16 protein-coding genes and 4 tRNA genes are annotated in these 16,094 nt (G+C 67.1%); 8 read left to right on the top strand and 12 right to left on the bottom strand.

Annotated elements, in window-relative coordinates; genetic code table 11:
* The first annotated feature begins 512 nt into the window (after positions 1–512).
* Entirely contained in the window at positions 513–2,345 is a 1,833-nt protein-coding gene (locus tag ABD05_RS11410) for an ABC transporter ATP-binding protein (RefSeq protein WP_047900208.1), read from the top strand.
* Positions 2,346–2,468: 123 nt separating this feature from the next.
* On the opposite strand, the gene otsA is transcribed toward ABD05_RS11410, so the two are convergent.
* Together otsA and otsB are read right to left on the bottom strand one after the other, a co-directional pair.
* Positions 2,469–3,848, bottom strand: coding sequence for an alpha,alpha-trehalose-phosphate synthase (UDP-forming) (otsA, locus tag ABD05_RS11405; RefSeq protein WP_047900207.1), 1,380 nt, complete (start codon positions 3,846–3,848; stop codon positions 2,469–2,471).
* Complete coding sequence (gene otsB, locus ABD05_RS11400) at positions 3,845–4,597, bottom strand: trehalose-phosphatase (protein WP_047900206.1); 753 nt, start codon at positions 4,595–4,597, stop codon at positions 3,845–3,847. The genes otsA and otsB overlap by 4 nt, the downstream gene beginning before the upstream one ends.
* A gap of 278 nt (positions 4,598–4,875) precedes the next feature.
* Between otsB and ABD05_RS11395 the strand changes: the two genes are divergently transcribed.
* From ABD05_RS11395 to ABD05_RS11385, 3 genes are read left to right on the top strand one after another with little or no spacing between them, the layout of a single operon-like run.
* Positions 4,876–5,511, top strand: a complete 636-nt coding sequence (locus ABD05_RS11395) for an SCO family protein (protein WP_047900205.1) — start codon at positions 4,876–4,878, stop codon at positions 5,509–5,511.
* Positions 5,512–5,523: 12 nt separating this feature from the next.
* Positions 5,524–5,970, top strand: a complete 447-nt coding sequence (locus ABD05_RS11390; protein WP_047901164.1) for a copper chaperone PCu(A)C — start codon at positions 5,524–5,526, stop codon at positions 5,968–5,970.
* A 10-nt stretch (positions 5,971–5,980) separates the two neighbouring features.
* Positions 5,981–6,850, top strand: coding sequence for a cytochrome c oxidase assembly protein (locus ABD05_RS11385; RefSeq protein WP_047900204.1), 870 nt, complete (start codon positions 5,981–5,983; stop codon positions 6,848–6,850).
* Between the two features lie 22 nt (positions 6,851–6,872).
* On the opposite strand, the gene ABD05_RS11380 is transcribed toward ABD05_RS11385, so the two are convergent.
* Positions 6,873–7,364: a GNAT family N-acetyltransferase gene (locus ABD05_RS11380; RefSeq protein WP_047900203.1), complete on the bottom strand. Its 492-nt coding sequence runs from the start codon at positions 7,362–7,364 to the stop codon at positions 6,873–6,875.
* Positions 7,365–7,489: 125 nt separating this feature from the next.
* A complete protein-coding gene (locus ABD05_RS11375) occupies positions 7,490–8,356 on the bottom strand; it encodes a pirin family protein (RefSeq protein WP_047900202.1) in 867 nt (288 codons plus the stop codon).
* Between the two features lie 109 nt (positions 8,357–8,465).
* Here ABD05_RS11375 and ABD05_RS11370 point away from each other — a divergent pair, with 109 nt between their 5' ends.
* Together ABD05_RS11370 and ABD05_RS11365 are read left to right on the top strand one after the other, a co-directional pair.
* Positions 8,466–9,383 (top strand): LysR family transcriptional regulator, encoded by a 918-nt coding sequence (locus tag ABD05_RS11370; RefSeq protein WP_047900201.1) that lies wholly within the window; start codon positions 8,466–8,468, stop codon positions 9,381–9,383.
* Positions 9,384–9,511: 128 nt separating this feature from the next.
* Positions 9,512–10,015 (top strand): GAF domain-containing protein, encoded by a 504-nt coding sequence (locus tag ABD05_RS11365; RefSeq protein ID WP_047900200.1) that lies wholly within the window; start codon positions 9,512–9,514, stop codon positions 10,013–10,015.
* A gap of 136 nt (positions 10,016–10,151) precedes the next feature.
* On the opposite strand, the gene map is transcribed toward ABD05_RS11365, so the two are convergent.
* Both map and ABD05_RS11355 read right to left on the bottom strand, forming a co-directional pair.
* The gene (gene map / locus ABD05_RS11360) at positions 10,152–10,958 is read right to left on the bottom strand and encodes a type I methionyl aminopeptidase (RefSeq protein WP_047900199.1); all 807 of its coding nucleotides are present in this window, start codon (positions 10,956–10,958) and stop codon (positions 10,152–10,154) included.
* On the bottom strand, positions 10,958–11,194 hold the full coding sequence (locus ABD05_RS11355) for a ParD-like family protein (protein WP_047900198.1): 237 nt from the start codon (positions 11,192–11,194) through the stop codon (positions 10,958–10,960). The genes map and ABD05_RS11355 overlap by 1 nt, the downstream gene beginning before the upstream one ends.
* Before the next feature lie 147 nt (positions 11,195–11,341).
* On the opposite strand from ABD05_RS11355, the gene ABD05_RS11350 reads away from it, so the two are divergent.
* Positions 11,342–11,965: a helix-turn-helix domain-containing protein gene (locus tag ABD05_RS11350; protein ID WP_047900197.1), complete on the top strand. Its 624-nt coding sequence runs from the start codon at positions 11,342–11,344 to the stop codon at positions 11,963–11,965.
* A 70-nt stretch (positions 11,966–12,035) separates the two neighbouring features.
* On the top strand, positions 12,036–12,587 hold the full coding sequence (locus tag ABD05_RS11345; protein WP_047900196.1) for a GNAT family N-acetyltransferase: 552 nt from the start codon (positions 12,036–12,038) through the stop codon (positions 12,585–12,587).
* Between the two features lie 89 nt (positions 12,588–12,676).
* Here the strand turns inward: ABD05_RS11345 and ABD05_RS11340 are convergent.
* From ABD05_RS11340 to uvrC, 6 genes are all read right to left on the bottom strand, one after another.
* Positions 12,677–12,750 (bottom strand) — tRNA-Cys (locus ABD05_RS11340).
* Positions 12,751–12,851: 101 nt separating this feature from the next.
* Positions 12,852–12,927 (bottom strand) — tRNA-Gly (locus ABD05_RS11335).
* Positions 12,928–12,978: 51 nt separating this feature from the next.
* A tRNA-Gly gene (locus tag ABD05_RS11330) sits at positions 12,979–13,054 on the bottom strand.
* Between the two features lie 52 nt (positions 13,055–13,106).
* Positions 13,107–13,182, bottom strand: a tRNA-Gly gene (locus ABD05_RS11325).
* 142 nt (positions 13,183–13,324) lie between these two features.
* Positions 13,325–13,912 carry a CDP-diacylglycerol--glycerol-3-phosphate 3-phosphatidyltransferase gene (pgsA, locus tag ABD05_RS11320; RefSeq protein ID WP_011544951.1) on the bottom strand — a complete coding sequence of 196 codons (588 nt, stop codon included), beginning with the start codon at positions 13,910–13,912 and terminating at the stop codon, positions 13,325–13,327.
* 98 nt (positions 13,913–14,010) lie between these two features.
* A complete protein-coding gene (gene uvrC, locus ABD05_RS11315; protein ID WP_047900195.1) occupies positions 14,011–16,053 on the bottom strand; it encodes an excinuclease ABC subunit UvrC in 2,043 nt (680 codons plus the stop codon).
* Positions 16,054–16,094 lie beyond the last annotated feature (41 nt).

Genomic DNA, 16,094 nt, shown 5'->3' with positions numbered 1-16,094 from the left:
GGCGGTCCGGGCTGGATGCATTTCATCCGAACATCGGACGAATCAGCCTGCCGGGGGCGTCGAACCCGCGCTGCTCAAGGAGCGTCGGCGACGCGACAGGCATAGAACGTTTGAAACGAAGACCCGTTGACAGGGGTTCGTAAAAAACCTGGAATCGAACCCGGAGCCGATTATCTAGGGTTAATCCCGATACGGCGCACAACATTTCAAACACTTTACTTTGTTACAAAGGCGCAACACTTTGCAACCCGCGGACTTGGGTGTCCGTTCTAGAGTGGAAGGCCCTTTTGGCGATCCTTGTCACCCGTGACTGCCGGCAGCGTGATTCCGGCACATGAGGCAGGACGGGATGCCGAATTTTATCTCAAAATCGATCGCGAGCCCCCGGCCAAGGCAAGATTCGCGCAGCGCGACGCACGGCCTTGTTTACAATGCCGGATTATTCAGTCCGGGCGAACGCCGGCATGCGATCCCGCCGCCACGCTCAATCACCGAATCACCGCACGCATATTTTGGAATCTCTCACCCCTGCCCAGCGCAACGCCCACAACGCGAAGCTGTCGAGCTACGCGCACCGGCCGATCGCGTTCCTGTTCCGCTACATTCGCCTCCATCCCGTCGCACACCTCATCGTGCTCTGCAGCGTGCTGGCCGCCGTCGGCTGCGCGCTCGGCTCGCAATACGCGATCAAGCACCTGATCGACGTGCTGGCGACCGGGCGCCATCACCCGGGCCCGCTGTGGAGCGCGTTCGCGCTGCTCGTCGGGCTGATCGCGGCCGACAACCTGCTGTGGCGCGTCGGCGGCTGGGTCGCCGCGCACACGTTCGTCGCGGTCACCGGCGACCTGCGGCGCGACCTGTTCCAGTACCTGATCGGCCATTCGCCGACCTACTACTCGGAAAAGCAGCCGGGCACGCTCGCGAGCCGCATCACGGCCACGTCGAACGCGGTCTACACGTCGGAGAACACGATGGCGTGGAACGTGCTGCCGCCGTGCATCGCGGTGATGGGCGCGATCCTGATGATCATCGTCGTCAATCCGCTGATGGCCGCCGGCCTGCTCGGCTGCTCGGCCGTGCTGTCCGTCATCCTGTTCAAGCTCGCCGGGCGCGGCTCGGCCCGCCACCATGCGTTCGCGGCAAAGGCCGCGGCGGTCGACGGCGAGCTCGTCGACGTGATCGGCAACATGGGCCTCGTGCGTGCGTTCGGGATGACGCTGCGCGAACAGAAGCGTTTCGGCGCGACGGTCGAGGCCGAGATGGACGCGCGCCAGCAAAGCCTGCTCTATCTCGAGAAGCTGCGCCTGCTGCACGCGGTGATCACCGCGATGCTGTCCGCCGGCCTGCTCGGCTGGGCCCTGTGGCTGTGGGACCAGGGCCGCGCGACGTCGGGCGACATCGTGCTCGTCAGCTCGCTGGGCTTCACGATCCTGCACGGCACGCGCGACCTCGCGGTTGCGCTCGTCGACGTCACGCAGCACGTCGCGCGCCTGTCCGAAGCCGTGAAGACGCTGCTCGAGCCGCACGGGATGCAGGACCGCTCCGACGCGCAGCCGCTGTCGGCCAAGGGCGGCCGGGTCGCCTTCGAACGCGTGACGTTCGCGTATCCGCACCGCCGCGCGATTCTCGACCACTTCGATCTCCATATCGAACCGGGCCAGCGCGTCGGCCTGATCGGCAAGTCGGGCGCCGGCAAGTCGACCGTGCTCGCGCTGCTGCAGCGCTTCTACGACACGCAGGACGGCGTCGTGAAGGTCGACGGCCAGGACGTGAAGACGATCACGCAGGACAGCCTGCGCCACGCGATCGCGCTCGTGCCGCAGGACATCTCGCTGCTGCACCGGACGATCTACGACAACATCGCGTACGGCCGGCCCGACGCGACCCGCGACCAAGTGCTCGCCGCCGCGCGCGACGCGCGCTGCGCGGAGTTCATCGAGGCGATGCCGGAAGGCTATGACACGATCGTCGGCGACCGCGGCGTCAAGCTGTCGGGCGGCCAGCGCCAGCGCATCGCGATCGCGCGCGCGATCCTGAAGGACGCGCCGATCCTGCTGCTCGACGAAGCGACGTCGGCGCTCGACAGCGCGTCCGAGGAAGCGATCCAGAGCGCGCTCGACCGCCTGATGGTCGGCCGCACGGTCATCGCGATCGCCCACCGCCTGTCGACGCTGCGCAACTTCGACCGGATCATCGTGATGAGCAACGGCAAGGTGATCGACGACGGCAGCCCCGAGGTACTGCGCAATCGCCCCGGCCTGTATCGCGACCTGCTCGCGAAGCAGCACGGCCGCCATCACGCGGCACCCGACGGCAGCACGCCGACCGGCGAACGCGTGGCCTGACGCGTCCGCGCACAGCCGATAAAAAAGCCGCCGTGCTTCACGCACGGCGGCTTTTTTCATTGCATCGGGAACGGCCGGACGGCATGGCGCCGAATGCGCCACGCGATGCGCGGGACCTACCGGCTAGCCATGCTGCAGATCGCGCAGGAAGTTGTCGCGCCACACCGACACGTTGTTCTCGCGAAGCTGCGCGATCATGTCCGTGTAACGCGCGCGCCGCTCGGCGAGCGGCATCGTCAGCGCCTGCGACAGCGCATCGGCCATCCCGTCGATATCGATCGGATTGACGATCAGCGCACCGGTCAGCTCGCGCGCGGCGCCCGCGAAGCGCGACAGTACGAGCACGCCCGGATCGTCCGGATTCTGAGCAGACACGTACTCCTTCGCGACGAGGTTCATCCCGTCGCGCAGCGGCGTCACGAACCCGACGCGGGCGAGCCGGTACAGCGCGGCGAGCACCTGGCGGTCGTACTGGCGGTGAATGTAGAGGATCGGCGCCCAGTCGAGTTCGGCGTAGCGTCCGTTGATGCGCCCCGACTCCGCTTCGAGCTGCAGGCGGATGTCCTGGTACGCACGCAGGTCCGCGCGCGTCGACGGTGCGATCTGCAGGAACGACACGCGGTTGCGGATCGACGCCTGGTGCTCGAGCAGTTTCTCGAACGCGCGGAACCGCTCGACGAGCCCCTTCGAATAATCGAGCCGGTCGACGCTCATGATCAGTTGCCGCCCGCGCAGCGACGTCGCGAGCGTGCGTACGGCCTTGCCGTGCTCGCCCGCCTGCGCGAGCGACGCGATCTCGTCCGGATACACGCCGATCGGATAGGCGGCCGCGCGCAACGTCTGGCCGAACGCGCGCACCCGCATCGTGTGGCCGTCGCGCTCGACCTCGCCGCCCGCCTCGAATTCGACGTAATCGCAGAACGCGCGCAGGTCGGGCTCGGTCTGGAAACCGAGCAGGTCGAACGCGCACAGCGACTCGACGAGCTCGCGGTGCGGCGGCACGTTGACGAGCACCTGCGCAGCCGGAAACGGGATGTGCAGGAAGAAGCCGATGCGATTCTTCACGCCGGCCTCGCGCAGCGCACGCGCGAACGGGATCAGGTGATAGTCGTGCACCCAGATCACGTCGTCGTCCTGCAGCAGCGGCACGAGTTGCTGCGCAAGCCAGACGTTGACGCGGCGGTAGCCGTCGAATTCGTGGCGGTCGTACTGGATCAGGTCCGCGCGGTAATGGAACGCGGGCCACAGCGTCGCATTCGAGAAACCGCGGTAGTACTGGTCGTAATCGCGGCGCGACAGGCCGACGGTCGCGAACGTGACGGGCCCGCGCTCCTCGATGCGGATCTGCGGCGCGCCGGATGCGACGACCTCGCCGCTCCAGCCGAACCACATGCCGCCCGTCTCCTTCAGCGCGTCGTAAACGCCGATCGCGAGGCCGCCCGCCGCCGGTTCGCCTTCCGAAATCGGTGCGACGCGGTTTGAAACGATGATGAGCCGGCTCATGCGTGCGGTTGCCCCGCGCCGAGCCAGCACGCGATCTGCTCATGCAGCGCGTCGACCGAGTCGAGCCGCATGCGGGCGGACGTCTCGCCCGCGCCGACCTTGATCGACAGGCCGCCGCGCGCGTTGACCACCGCGAAGCCCTTCTCGTCGGTCAGGTCGTCGCCCGCGAACAGCGGCACGCGGCCCGCGAACGGTGGCTCGTCGAGGAACGCGGCCAGCGCACGCCCCTTGTCGACGCCCTTCGGCTTGATCTCGAACACCATCTTGCCGGGCTGCAGCACATACGCATCGGCATAGTCGGCGACGAGCCGCTCGGTCGCTTCGCGCGCCGCCGCTTCGCGCTCGGGCGCGTTGCGGTAGTGCAGCGCGACGGCTGCGCCCTTGATTTCGAGCAGCATGCCCGGATGACGGTCGACGACGGCCGCGAGTTCGCGCTCGATGCGCAGCAGACGTTCGTCGTTGAAGCCGATGCGCTGCGTGTCGCCGTTCGCATCGCGGCGCTCCGCGCCGTGCAGGCCGGCGATCGGCAGGCCGGGCATCTTCAGGAACGTGTCGAGGTTGTCGATACCGCGCCCGGACACGATCGCGACCGCGCCATGCGAGCGGCGGCGCAGCTCGTCGAGCAGCGTCAGCAGCGACGGCGGAACGTGAATGCTGTCGGGCGTCGGCGCCAGCTCGACGAGCGTGCCGTCGAAGTCGAAGAAGAACGCGGTATCGGTCAGGGACAGGGAAGCCGGAACGGATTGCATCGATTCGATAGTCTGAGGGTCGGCCGGCAAACGCAGGGCCGCCGCTGCGCGAATGGAATTGTGCGCATCTTACCGCGCCTGCGCACCGAGATGGGCGAAACCGGTGCACTGCAAGCAGCGCGCCGCCGGCCGCGTCAACTGCGACATATTGCCCCGCTCGCCCGCGCCGTACCGGTTTCGAAAGGACGCGGGCGCGCGAATTGCGCTACAGTCGCAACCGCCTGCCGCGCGACGCATGGCGCCGCGCCGGCCACCTTTCCGTCCGATCGAGCCCCAGGATGTCGCCTGCCTGTCACGCGCCGCACCGGCGCTTCTCCCGCTTCATCCGCACGGCCGCGGCCCTCGCCGCCGCCGTGGCGCTCGCCGCGTGCACGCACGACGAGCCGCGCTGGAACCTGACCAACGTCACCGGCCACCTGCCCGACCTGTCGTTCACGCTGACGGGCGGCGACGGCCATCCCGTCGAAGCCGATGCGTTCCACGGCCGCGTCGCGCTCGTCTATTTCGGCTACACACACTGTCCCGACGTCTGCCCCGAAACGCTGGCGCGGCTGATGGAAGTGCTCGCGAAGCTCGGCCCGCAGGCGAACGACGTGCGCATCCTGTTCGTCTCGGTCGATCCCGCGCGCGACACGCCGCAGGCGATGCAGTCGTATGTCGCCGCGTTCGACGCCGCGCATGCGCGCGGCCTGACGGGCACCGACCGTCAGATCGAATCGCTCGCGAAGCGCTATCGCGTTGCGTACCAGATGGAAAAACGCGATCCGTCCGGCGGCTACGAAGTCACGCACAGCTCGGCCGTCTACATCTTCGACCCGAGCGGCCGCGCACGCCTGCTCGCGACCGACCGCGATTCGCCCGACGCCATCGCCGCCGACGTGCGCCGGATCATCGACACCGCCTCCACTACCTGAATGCATTCCGACATGAAGACGAAGACGACCCTCAAGACGTTCGCCCTCCTCGCCGCGCTGTGCGCCGGCGCCCACGCGTATGCCGCCGGCACGATCACCGCGCAGAACGCATGGGTGCGCTGGCTGCCGAACAAGCTGCCGGCCGGCGGCTACGTGACGCTCGTGAACACGGGCGACAAGCCGGTCGATCTCGTCGACGTCGACAGCCCCGACTACGGGATGACGATGCTGCACCAGACCGTCTCGAACGGCTCGACGCAGAAGATGGAAATGGTCGACAAGCTGACGATCCCGGCGCGCGGCAAGGTCGACATCGCGCCGGGCGGCTACCACTTCATGCTCGAGGAGCCGAAGCACGCGATCAAGCCCGGCGACACCGTGCACCTGCGCCTGAAATTCTCCGACGGCGAAACGGTCGACGCACCGTTCGCGGTGAAGTCGCCGGCCCAGTCGAAGTGATGCGCGCGCGATGAACCTCCTGTACTGGCTCGATCCGTGGGAACCGTCGCCGACCGTCGTCATCGCGGTGCTGACGGCCGCCGTGCTGTTCGCGCGCGGCGTAAAGAAGGCGAAGGTGACGCCGCTGCGGCAGTTCTCGTTCTGGTTCGGGCTGACGGCGCTCTACGTCGCGCTGCATACGCGGCTCGACTATTTCTTCGAGCACGAGTTCTTCCTGCACCGCGCGCAGCATCTCGTGCTGCACCACCTCGGGCCGTTCTTCATCGCGCTGTCCTATCCGGGCGCGGCGATTCGCGCGGGCATCCCGTTCAGTTGGCGGCAACGCTTCGTGCGTCCGGCGCTCGCATGGGCGCCCGTGCGTGCGACGCTTGACGTGGTGTTCCATCCGGTCGTCGCGGTCGTGCTGTTCGTCGGGCTGATCTATTTCTGGCTGCTGTCACCGATCCACTTCATCGCGATGCTCGACTGGCGTCTCTATCGCGTGATGAACTGGAGCATGGTGATCGACGGGCTGCTGTTCTGGTGGCTCGTCGTCGACCCGCGCCCGGCGCCGCCCGCGCGGCTGTCGCCGGGCCGCCGGATCCTGATCGTCGTCGCGGCGATCCCGCCGCAGATCGCGCTCGGCGCGATGATCTTCTTCACGCCGCAGGAGCTGTATCCGATCTACTCGATCTGCGGCCGCGCGTTCACGTGGCTGAGCCCGCTGCGCGACCAGCAGATCGGCGGCCTGCTGCTGTGGATTCCCGGCTCGATGATGAGCGTGATCGGCGCGCTGATCGCGCTGCGGCACTGGCTGCGGCTGTCCGCGCGGGGGCGCCTGATCGGCGAACGGGCCGCGCCGCGCACGGATCAGCCGTCGGTGGCACGTACCGCGCACTGACCGCCGCGCGGCGCGTGGCGCATCACGCGCGCGCGCTGCTCATCCACACGTGCGGGATGCCGTCGTCGTCGTGCACGTCCGAACTCGGCGTAAAGCCGAATGCCCCGTAAAAACGCTGCAAGTGGGCCTGCGCATGCAGGCTCACGGGCGTATCCGGCCACTGCGCGCGGATATGCTCGAGCGCGCGCGACAGCAGCCCGTTGCCGAGGCCCGCGCCGCGAAATGCAGCGGTCGTCAGCACGCGGCCGATCCGCACGTCCGTGTTCTGCGCATCAGGCAGCAGCACGCGCAGATAGCCGGCCAGGCGGCCGGCCGGATCGTACGCGGCCAGGTGCCATGCGGCCTGGTCCGCGTCGTCGATGTCGCGATACACGCAGTTCTGCTCGACGACGAACACCGCGCTGCGCGCTTCGAGGATCGAATAGATTTCGCGCGCGGTCAGCGCGTCGAAGGATTTCCAGCGCCAGTCGAGATCGACGGCGCTCGGGGATGCGGCGGGGGCGGAAGCGTTCATGTGCGGTCCTGATTCGGGCGCGCCGGCCGGCGCGCGGCAACCGCTGATTATGCCTCGAAGCACGCGCGACGCGCGACCGTCTGCCCGCGCGTAAAAAAAGCCCCGCATTGCGCGGGGCCTGTCCGTCATGCCGGCATCTGGCCGAAGCGGCCGTTGTTGAAGTCCTCGATCGCGGTACGGATCTCCGCTTGCGAGTTCATCACGAACGGCCCGTAACCGACGACGGGCTCGTCGATCGGCTCGCCGCTCAGGATCAGCAGCTTCGCGTCGCCGTTCGCTTCGATCTCGACGTCGCGGCCTTCACGGCCCAGTTGCACGAACTGCGCTTCGCGGGCGACCGTCTCGCCGTTCACCTGCACCGTGCCGCTCAGCACGACCACCGCGAGCGTGCGCCCTTCGGCGACCGGGAACCGCGCATGGCCGCCTGCCACGAGCCGCACGTCCCACACGTCGATCGGCGTGTGCGTGCGGGCCGGGCCGCGCCGCCCGTCGAGTTCACCCGCGATGATCCGCGCACGCCCCGCGCCGTCCGGCAGTTCGACCACGGGGATGTCCGCGTTCAGCAGCGTCTGGTAGCCGGGCGCGCCCATCTTGTCCGCCGCGGGCAGGTTCACCCACAGCTGCACCATCTCGAGCGGGCCGCCCCGCTTCGTGAACGCTTCCGAGTGGAATTCCTCGTGCAGGATCCCGCTCGCGGCCGTCATCCACTGCACGTCGCCCGGGCCGATCACGCCGCCCGCGCCGGTCGAGTCGCGGTGCGCGACTTCGCCGTCATAGACGATCGTCACCGTTTCGAACCCGCGGTGCGGATGCTGGCCGACGCCGCGCGGCGCCGTAGCCGGCTCGAACGTCGCGGGGCCCGCGTAATCGAGCAGCAGGAACGGGCTCAGGTGCGTGCCGTGAGACTGGTAGCTGAACATCGAACGCACCGGGAAACCGTCGCCGACCCAATGGCCGCGCGGCGCACTGTACACACCCTGGATCTTCTTCATTGCCCTCTCCAAATTGCGGCGAAACACGTGTTTCGCATCCTGGATACGAATATAGAGGTGGAACGATCGATCCGGTAGACTGCCAAAATCGCACTCAGCGTTCCATTTCATGAACGATAAAGAGCGGGATCTGAACGATCTCTACTACTTCGTGCAGGTCGTCGAGCACGGCGGCTTCGCGCCGGCCGGGCGTGCGCTGGACATGCCGAAATCGAAGCTGAGCCGCCGCGTCGCGCTGCTCGAGGAACGGCTCGGGATGCGGCTGATCCAGCGCTCGACGCGCCGCTTCACGGTCACCGACGTCGGCCAGACCTATTACGCGCATTGCCGTGCGATGCTCGTCGAGGCCGATGCCGCCGACGAGGCGATCGCGCTGCTGCACGAGGAGCCGCGCGGCATCGTGCGCGTCAGTTGCCCGATCGTGCTGCTCGATTCGCTGGTCGGCGCGATGATCGCCGCGTTCATGGCCGCGTGCCCGCGCGTCGAGATCCACCTGGAAGCGACCAACCGGCGCGTCGACGTGGTCGGCGAAGGGATCGATGTCGCGATCCGCGTACGGCCGCCGCCGCTCGAGGACAGCGATCTCGCGCTGCGCGTGCTGGCCGAGCGCGGCCAGTGCCTCGTCGCGAGCCCCGCGCTGCTGCGCGAGCGTGGCGTGCCGACCGTTCCCGCCGATCTCGCGCGCCTGCCGAGCCTCGATCACGGCGTGCCGCAGTCCGCGCACGTGTGGCGGCTGCGCGGGCCCGACGGCGCTCAGGCCGAAATCCATCACCAGCCGCGCTTCGTGACGGGCGGCATGCTCGCGCTGCGCGCGGCGGCCGTCGCGGGCGTCGGTGTCGTGCAGTTGCCGACGATGATGGTGCGCGACGAGGTCGCGCGCGGCGAATTGACAATGGTATTGCCGGACTGGGCGCCCCGCCGCGAGATCGTCCATGCGGTGTTCGCGTCGCGGCGCGGGCTGCTGCCCGCGGTGCGGGCGCTGCTCGATTTTCTGGCGGAGCGGTTCGCGGAACTCGAGCCCGATTGAACCCGACCGAGCACGCCGCGTCGCACGCAACCGCGCGCTGCAGACCGCGCGCGCGTGCCGTAGACTGCGGTACGCGCATCGCGCATTTTGCGTATCGCGCATGTTCACAACCCCTATCGTTTCCCGCCATGTTCACGCTGTCCAACGACCCCACCGCCTCCAAGGCCGATCAATACGCGACGCTCGTCGAGCAGGCGCGCGCGCTCGTCGAGTCCGAACGCGACCTGACCGCGAACGCGGCGAATTTCTCCGCGCTGGTCTACCACTCGCTTGACCGCCTCAACTGGGCCGGCTTCTATTTCTTCGACGGGACCGAACTCGTGGTCGGGCCGTTCCAGGGCAAGCCCGCATGCGCGCGGATCGCGCTCGGCAAGGGCGTGTGCGGCACGGCCGCGCAGACGCGCGAGACGCAGGTCGTGCGCGACGTGCATGACTTCCCCGGCCATATCGCATGCGATGCGGCATCGGAATCGGAAATCGTCGTGCCGCTGGTGGCCGCCGACGGCACGCTGATCGGTGTGTGGGACGTCGACAGCCCGGTCGCCGCGCGCTTCGACGACGAAGACCGCAAAGGGATGGAAGCGCTGTGCCGCGTGTTCGTCGAACACGCGTGGCAGAAGGCGCGCGGTTAATGCGCGATTAAGCATCCCGCAGCCGGTCGCCGCAATCGCGCGTGAATCGCGCCGCGCGACCTCGAACGAAACGGGCCCCGCGACGGGGCCCGATCAATTGCACCGCTGCGCCGCCGTGTGCGGCGCACTGCCGACGTCAGGCCGCGTGCGAACCGGAAAGCGCCGCAGATGCCTGCGGCTTCGCTTCGTCGGTCAGCACCTCGAAGCCCGTTTCCGTCACCACGACCATGTGCTCCCATTGCGCGGACAACGAATGGTCCTTCGTGACGACCGTCCAGCCGTCCGCCAGCACGTGCGTGTCGCGCTTGCCCGCGTTGAGCATCGGCTCGATCGTGAAGATCATCCCCGGCCGCAGCGGCACGCCGGTGCCCGGGCGGCCGTAGTGAAGCACCTGCGGCTCATCGTGATAGACGTCGCCGATGCCGTGCCCGCAGTACTCGCGGACCACGCTGAACCCTTCGCGATGCGCGACCTGCTGGATCGCATAACCGACATCGCCCAGCGTCGCGCCCGGACGCACCGCGCGGATGCCCGCGTGCATCGCCTCGTAGGTCGCCGCGACGAGGCGCCGCGCGAGTTCGCCCGGTTCGCCGACGAAATACATGCGGCTCGTATCGCCGTACCAGCCGTCCTTGATCACCGCGATGTCGAGATTCACGATGTCGCCGTCGCGCATCGGCCGCGACGACGGAATGCCGTGACAGACCACGTGGTTGACCGACGCGCACAGGGTTTTCGGATAACCGTGGTAGCCGATGTTCGCCGGTATCGCGCCGAGCACGTCGACGATGTATTCGCGGCAGCGCGCGTCCAGTTCGTCGGTGGAGACGCCCGGCTTCACATGCTCGGTGATCATCGTCAGCACCTGCGACGCGAGCTTCGCGGCTTCGCGCGACTTGGCGATTTCTGCAGCGCCGCGGATCGGGATTTCACGCTTCGCCATTACGCCACCTGCTCGATGCCGTGCGCGACCGGTTCCACCGGCGCCACATCGCCGCCCCGAGCTTCGGCTTCGATCAACATCCGGCAGATCTCGCCATAGGACAGCGCCGGATTGAGTTCCGCCAGCATGCCGACACGCAGCCAGTGTTCGGCCTGCGCGTTGATCGAACGGCTCAGCGCCGTGCTCGTCGAGCGCAGCCGTTCGTGCATGTGCTCGGAAATCTTGATGATGCCCATATATCCCCAATTAAACGAAACGTAGTCGATTCGTATATTACTCGGTGCGCGACTACCGGGCAAGCCGTTCGGATGCCGTCGCGCCATCGGCCGGCCGCTACAGTTCCGTTGACACCGAATTCCAGTTTGCTGGAGAATTAATCCATCATGCAAGAATCAGTGACGACCGCAGCCGACGAAACCGGCATCAACGAGCGCATCGCCCGGCGCGTGCGCGACCTGCGCACGACTCGAGGCTACACGCTCGATGCGCTGGCCGCGCGTTCCGGCGTCAGCCGTTCGATGATCTCGCTCATTGAACGCGCGTCGGCCAGCCCGACGGCCGTCGTGCTCGACAAGCTCGCGGCAGGTCTCGGCGTGTCGCTGGCCGGGCTGTTCGGCGGCGAGCAGGACGACACGCCCGCGCAGCCGCTGGCACGGCGCACGCAGCAAGCTGAATGGCGCGATCCGGCGTCCGGCTATGTGCGGCGCAACCTGTCCCCGCCCGGCTGGCCGTCGCCGATCCAGCTCGTCGAGGTCGATTTTCCGCCCGGCGCGCGCGTTGCGTACGACAGCGGCGGGCGCGAAAGCGCGCTGCATCAGCAGGTATGGATCATCAGCGGCCGCGTCGACGTCACGTTAGGCGGCGAGCTTCACGAACTTCATGAAGGCGACTGCCTGGCCATGCGGCTCGACCGGCCGCTGATCTTCAGCAATCCGTCGTCGCATCCCGCACGTTATGTCGTCGTGATCTGCGATGTGTCCGCCTGCGGCGGCATTCGGGGCGCGTGATGTACGCCCCGCCCCGTCATGCGAAGCGCGCGCCGTGTGCGCGCTTCGCTCAAAACCAACAGGAGCCCGTATGAATTCCTCGAACCAGCGCGATGACGACGTGCGCCTGATCGATTGCAGCGAGGCCGAGCATGCAGCGGCCATCCTCGAAATCCTGAACGACGCGATCGTGAATTCGACCGCGCTATACGACTACCAGCCGCGCCCGCCGGAAGCGATGGTCACGTGGTTCGCAACGAAGCGTGCGGGCGGCTTTCCGGTCATCGGCGCGGTGGACGCGTCAGGCACGCTGCTCGGCTTCGCGAGCTGGGGCACGTTCCGTGCGTTTCCAGCGTTCAAGTACACGGTGGAACACAGCGTCTACGTGCATCCCGACCAGCGCGGCCGCGGGCTCGGCGAACTGCTGCTGCGCGAAGTGGTCCGGCGTGCGCGCGAAGCGCAGGTGCATGTGCTGGTCGGCTGCATCGATGCAACCAATGCCGGAAGCATCGCACTGCATACGAAACTGGGATTCGTGCACTCGGGCACGATCACGGAGGCGGGATTCAAGTTCGGCCGCTGGCTCGATGCGGCGTTTTATCAGTTGAAGCTCGAGACGCCGGCACAGCCGGTGGATGGCTGATCGCCTGTACGCCGTTGCATCCGCAACGGTCGCGAAGCCATGCAGAAAAAGAAAAGCCCCGCCGAAGCGGGGCTTTTTCTCTTCTTACCTGGAGGCGCGAGCCGGAGTCGAACCGGCCTAAACGGCTTTGCAGGCCGCTGCATAACCGCTTTGCTATCGCGCCAAAAGCGGACTGTCCGGATGCCATGAAGGCAAGCGACAGATTTTTTATTCGAGGACCGTAAGTCCGTCAAATAAAAAGGGAAGCTTGGCTTCCCCATTACTTGGAGCGGGAGACGAGTCTCGAACTCGCGACCTCAACCTTGGCAAGGTTGCGCTCTACCAACTGAGCTACTCCCGCATTGTCCTGCACCTGCAGCGCTTTGCCGACCAACACGCTGCCAGAAAAACCTGGAGCGGGAGACGAGTCTCGAACTCGCGACCTCAACCTTGGCAAGGTTGCGCTCTACCAACTGAGCTACTCCCGCATGTGTCCTGCATCTGCAGCGCTTTACCAACCAACACGCTGCCAGAAAAATCTGGAGCGGGAGACGAGTCTCGAACTCGCGACCTCAACCTTGGCAAGGTTGCGCTCTACCAACTGAGCTACTCCCGCGTATTGCTGCGCTACTGCTTCTCCGTCGCACTTACTTCGCCGTGCAGCGGAGAAGCGAGATTATGTCGAAGGCACATTCGTGTGTCAAGGGCTTTTCCAGCCCTTTTTCCAAAAACCTGCGCCGCCGGATGCGTGGCGCAAGTCACGCACCGCCGCGCTCGCGAATCTGCGGCCACGCGAGCTTCATGTAGTACAGCATCGACCAGATCGTCAGCACCGCCGCGAGATACATCAGCCACTCGCCCCACACGCGCGTGTCGATCGTCACGACGCCAAGCGGCAGCGGCCCGTAGAACAGCAGCATCGGGATCGCGACCATCTGGCACGCGGTCTTGAACTTGCCGAGCTGGTTCACCGCGACGCTCTTCGACGCGCCGATCTGCGCCATCCACTCGCGCAGCGCCGAGATCGCGATCTCGCGGCCGACGATCACGAGCGCGATCGCCGCGTCGACGCGCGAAATCTGCACCAGGATCAGCAGCGCGGCCGTCACCATCAGCTTGTCCGCCACCGGATCGAGAAACGCGCCGAACGACGACGTCTGGTTCCACTTGCGTGCGAGAAACCCGTCGAACCAGTCGGTCAGCGCGGCGAGGATGAAGATCGCCGCCGCCGCGAGATTGCGGTGCGCGCCGCCCATCACCGTGTCCGGCAAATAGAACACGCCGACGACGAGCGGAATCAGCACGATCCGCACCCACGTCAGGAAAATCGGGAAATTGAACGGCATGGCATCCGGGACAGTAAAGGATTCGCAATTGTGCCGTGTCGACCGGCCTGCCACAAGAACGCGAAAACGCGGGCAAGGCAGCCGGCCGCACGGGCGCGTCAGTGAAGCTGTTTGTAGATCTGCTCTGCAAGCGCGTGCGAGATGCCCTCGACGCTCGCGAGTTCTTCGACGCTCGCGGCAACGACGCCGCGCAACCCGCCGAAGCGCGCGAGCAGCCGCTGCCGGCGCTTCGCGCCGACGCCCTCGAGCTCCTCGAGCCGCGACGTCTGGCGCGCTTTCGCCCGCTTCGCGCGCATGCCGGTGATCGCGAAGCGGTGTGCCTCGTCGCGGATCTGCGCGACGAGCATCAGCGCGGCGCTCTCCTTGCCGAGTTCGAGCGGCGTGCGGCCGTCCGCGAACACGAGCGTCTCGAGGCCGACCTTGCGCCCCTCGCCTTTCGCGACGCCGACCAGCATCGACGTATCGAGCCCGAGCTCGGTGAACACCTGGCGAGCGATTTCGACCTGCCCCTTGCCGCCGTCGATCAACACGAGGTTCGGCAGCAGGCTCGACGCCTCGGCCTGGCGCGTCGACTCGCCGTCGATGCCCGCCGCATCGTCGGCGGCGGCCGCCTGCGCGGCCTGCTCGACCATCTTCTCGTAGCGGCGCGTGAGCACCTGCCGCATCGCCGCGTAATCGTCGCCCGGCGTGATGCCGGTGATGTTGTAGCGACGGTACTCGCCCGACTGCATCTTGTGATGGTGATAAACGACGCACGACGCCTGCGTCGCCTCGCCCATCGTATGGCTGATGTCGAAGCATTCGATCCGCAGCGTCGCGAGATCGTCGCATTCGTAGCCGAGCGTCTCCGCGAGCGCGCGCGTGCGCGCCTGCTGCGAGCCCTGCTCGGACAGCAGCCGCGCGAGCGCGATCTGCGCGTTCTGCTCGGCCATCGACAGCCACGCGCGCCGCTGCCCCTGCGGCTGCCGCACCAGCGACACCTTGTGGCCGGCCTGCTCGGACAGCAGCTCGAGCAGGTCGCGGCTTGCGGGCGCATGACTCACGACGAGCACCGGCGGCACGCGGTTGCCGAGATAGTGCTGCGAGATGAACGCATCGAGCACCTCGGCCTCGACCGACGCCACCGCGTCGCCGCGCGCGCTGCCGCCTTCTTCCGCGGGCTGGTCGGACAGCACACCGTCAGTTGCGTCGGTCGCGTCGGCAATTTCCGTCACCTCGGCGTCGTCGCCGAGACCGCCCTCGGCGAGCGTCAGCGCGCTTTCGACGTGCGTCGGGAAATACGCCTTGTCGCCGAGATGTCGGCCGCCGCGCACCATCGCGAGGTTCACGCACACGCGCCCGCCCTGCGCGACGACGGCCAGGATGTCGACGTCGCTGTCGCCGCCGACCTCGATCGCCTGCTGGTGCAGCACCGTCGCGAGCGAGCTCATCTGGTTGCGCACGGCCGCCGCCTGCTCGAATTTCAGCTCGGCCGCGAACGCGTGCATCTTCTGCTCGAGCTCCTTCATCACTTCGGATTGCCGGCCGAGCAGGAAACGCGCGGCGTTCGACACGTCGATCGCGTAGTCGTCCGCGGAGATCGCGCCGACGCACGGCGCCGTGCAGCGCCCGATCTGGTGCAGCAGGCACGGCCGCGTGCGGTTGTTGAAGACCGAATCCTCGCAGGTCCGCAACTGGAACACGCGCTGCAGGATCTGGATGCTCTCGCGCACGGCCCACGCGCTCGGGAACGGCCCGAAATACTGGTTCTGCTTGTCGACCGAGCCGCGGTAGTAGGCCATCCGCGGAAAACGGTGCGCGGTGAGCTTCAGGTACGGATACGACTTGTCGTCGCGAAACAGGATGTTGTAGCGCGGCGCAAGCGCCTTGATCAGGTTGTTCTCGAGCAGCAGCGCCTCGGCTTCCGAGCGCGTGACGGTCGTCTCGATGCGTGCGATGCGCGTGACCATCATCGCGATGCGCGGCGACAGCTGCGTCTTGGTGAAGTAGCTCGACACGCGCTTCTTCAGGTCGCGCGCCTTGCCGACGTAGAGGACGGCGCCCGCGGTGTCGTAATAGCGATAGACACCCGGCATGTGCGGCAACTGCGCAAGGATCTTCTTCGGTTCGAACGGAGTATCGGAGGCTTCTGGGGATGTCATGCGTGATCCGGGCGCCTTGTAACGCGGAACGGGTCTATTAG

Source organism: Burkholderia pyrrocinia (assembly GCF_001028665.1).
GTDB classification, from domain to species: domain Bacteria; phylum Pseudomonadota; class Gammaproteobacteria; order Burkholderiales; family Burkholderiaceae; genus Burkholderia; species Burkholderia pyrrocinia.
Note: the sequence above shows the minus strand (reverse complement) of the source record. Positions and strands in the feature narration are given on the sequence as shown.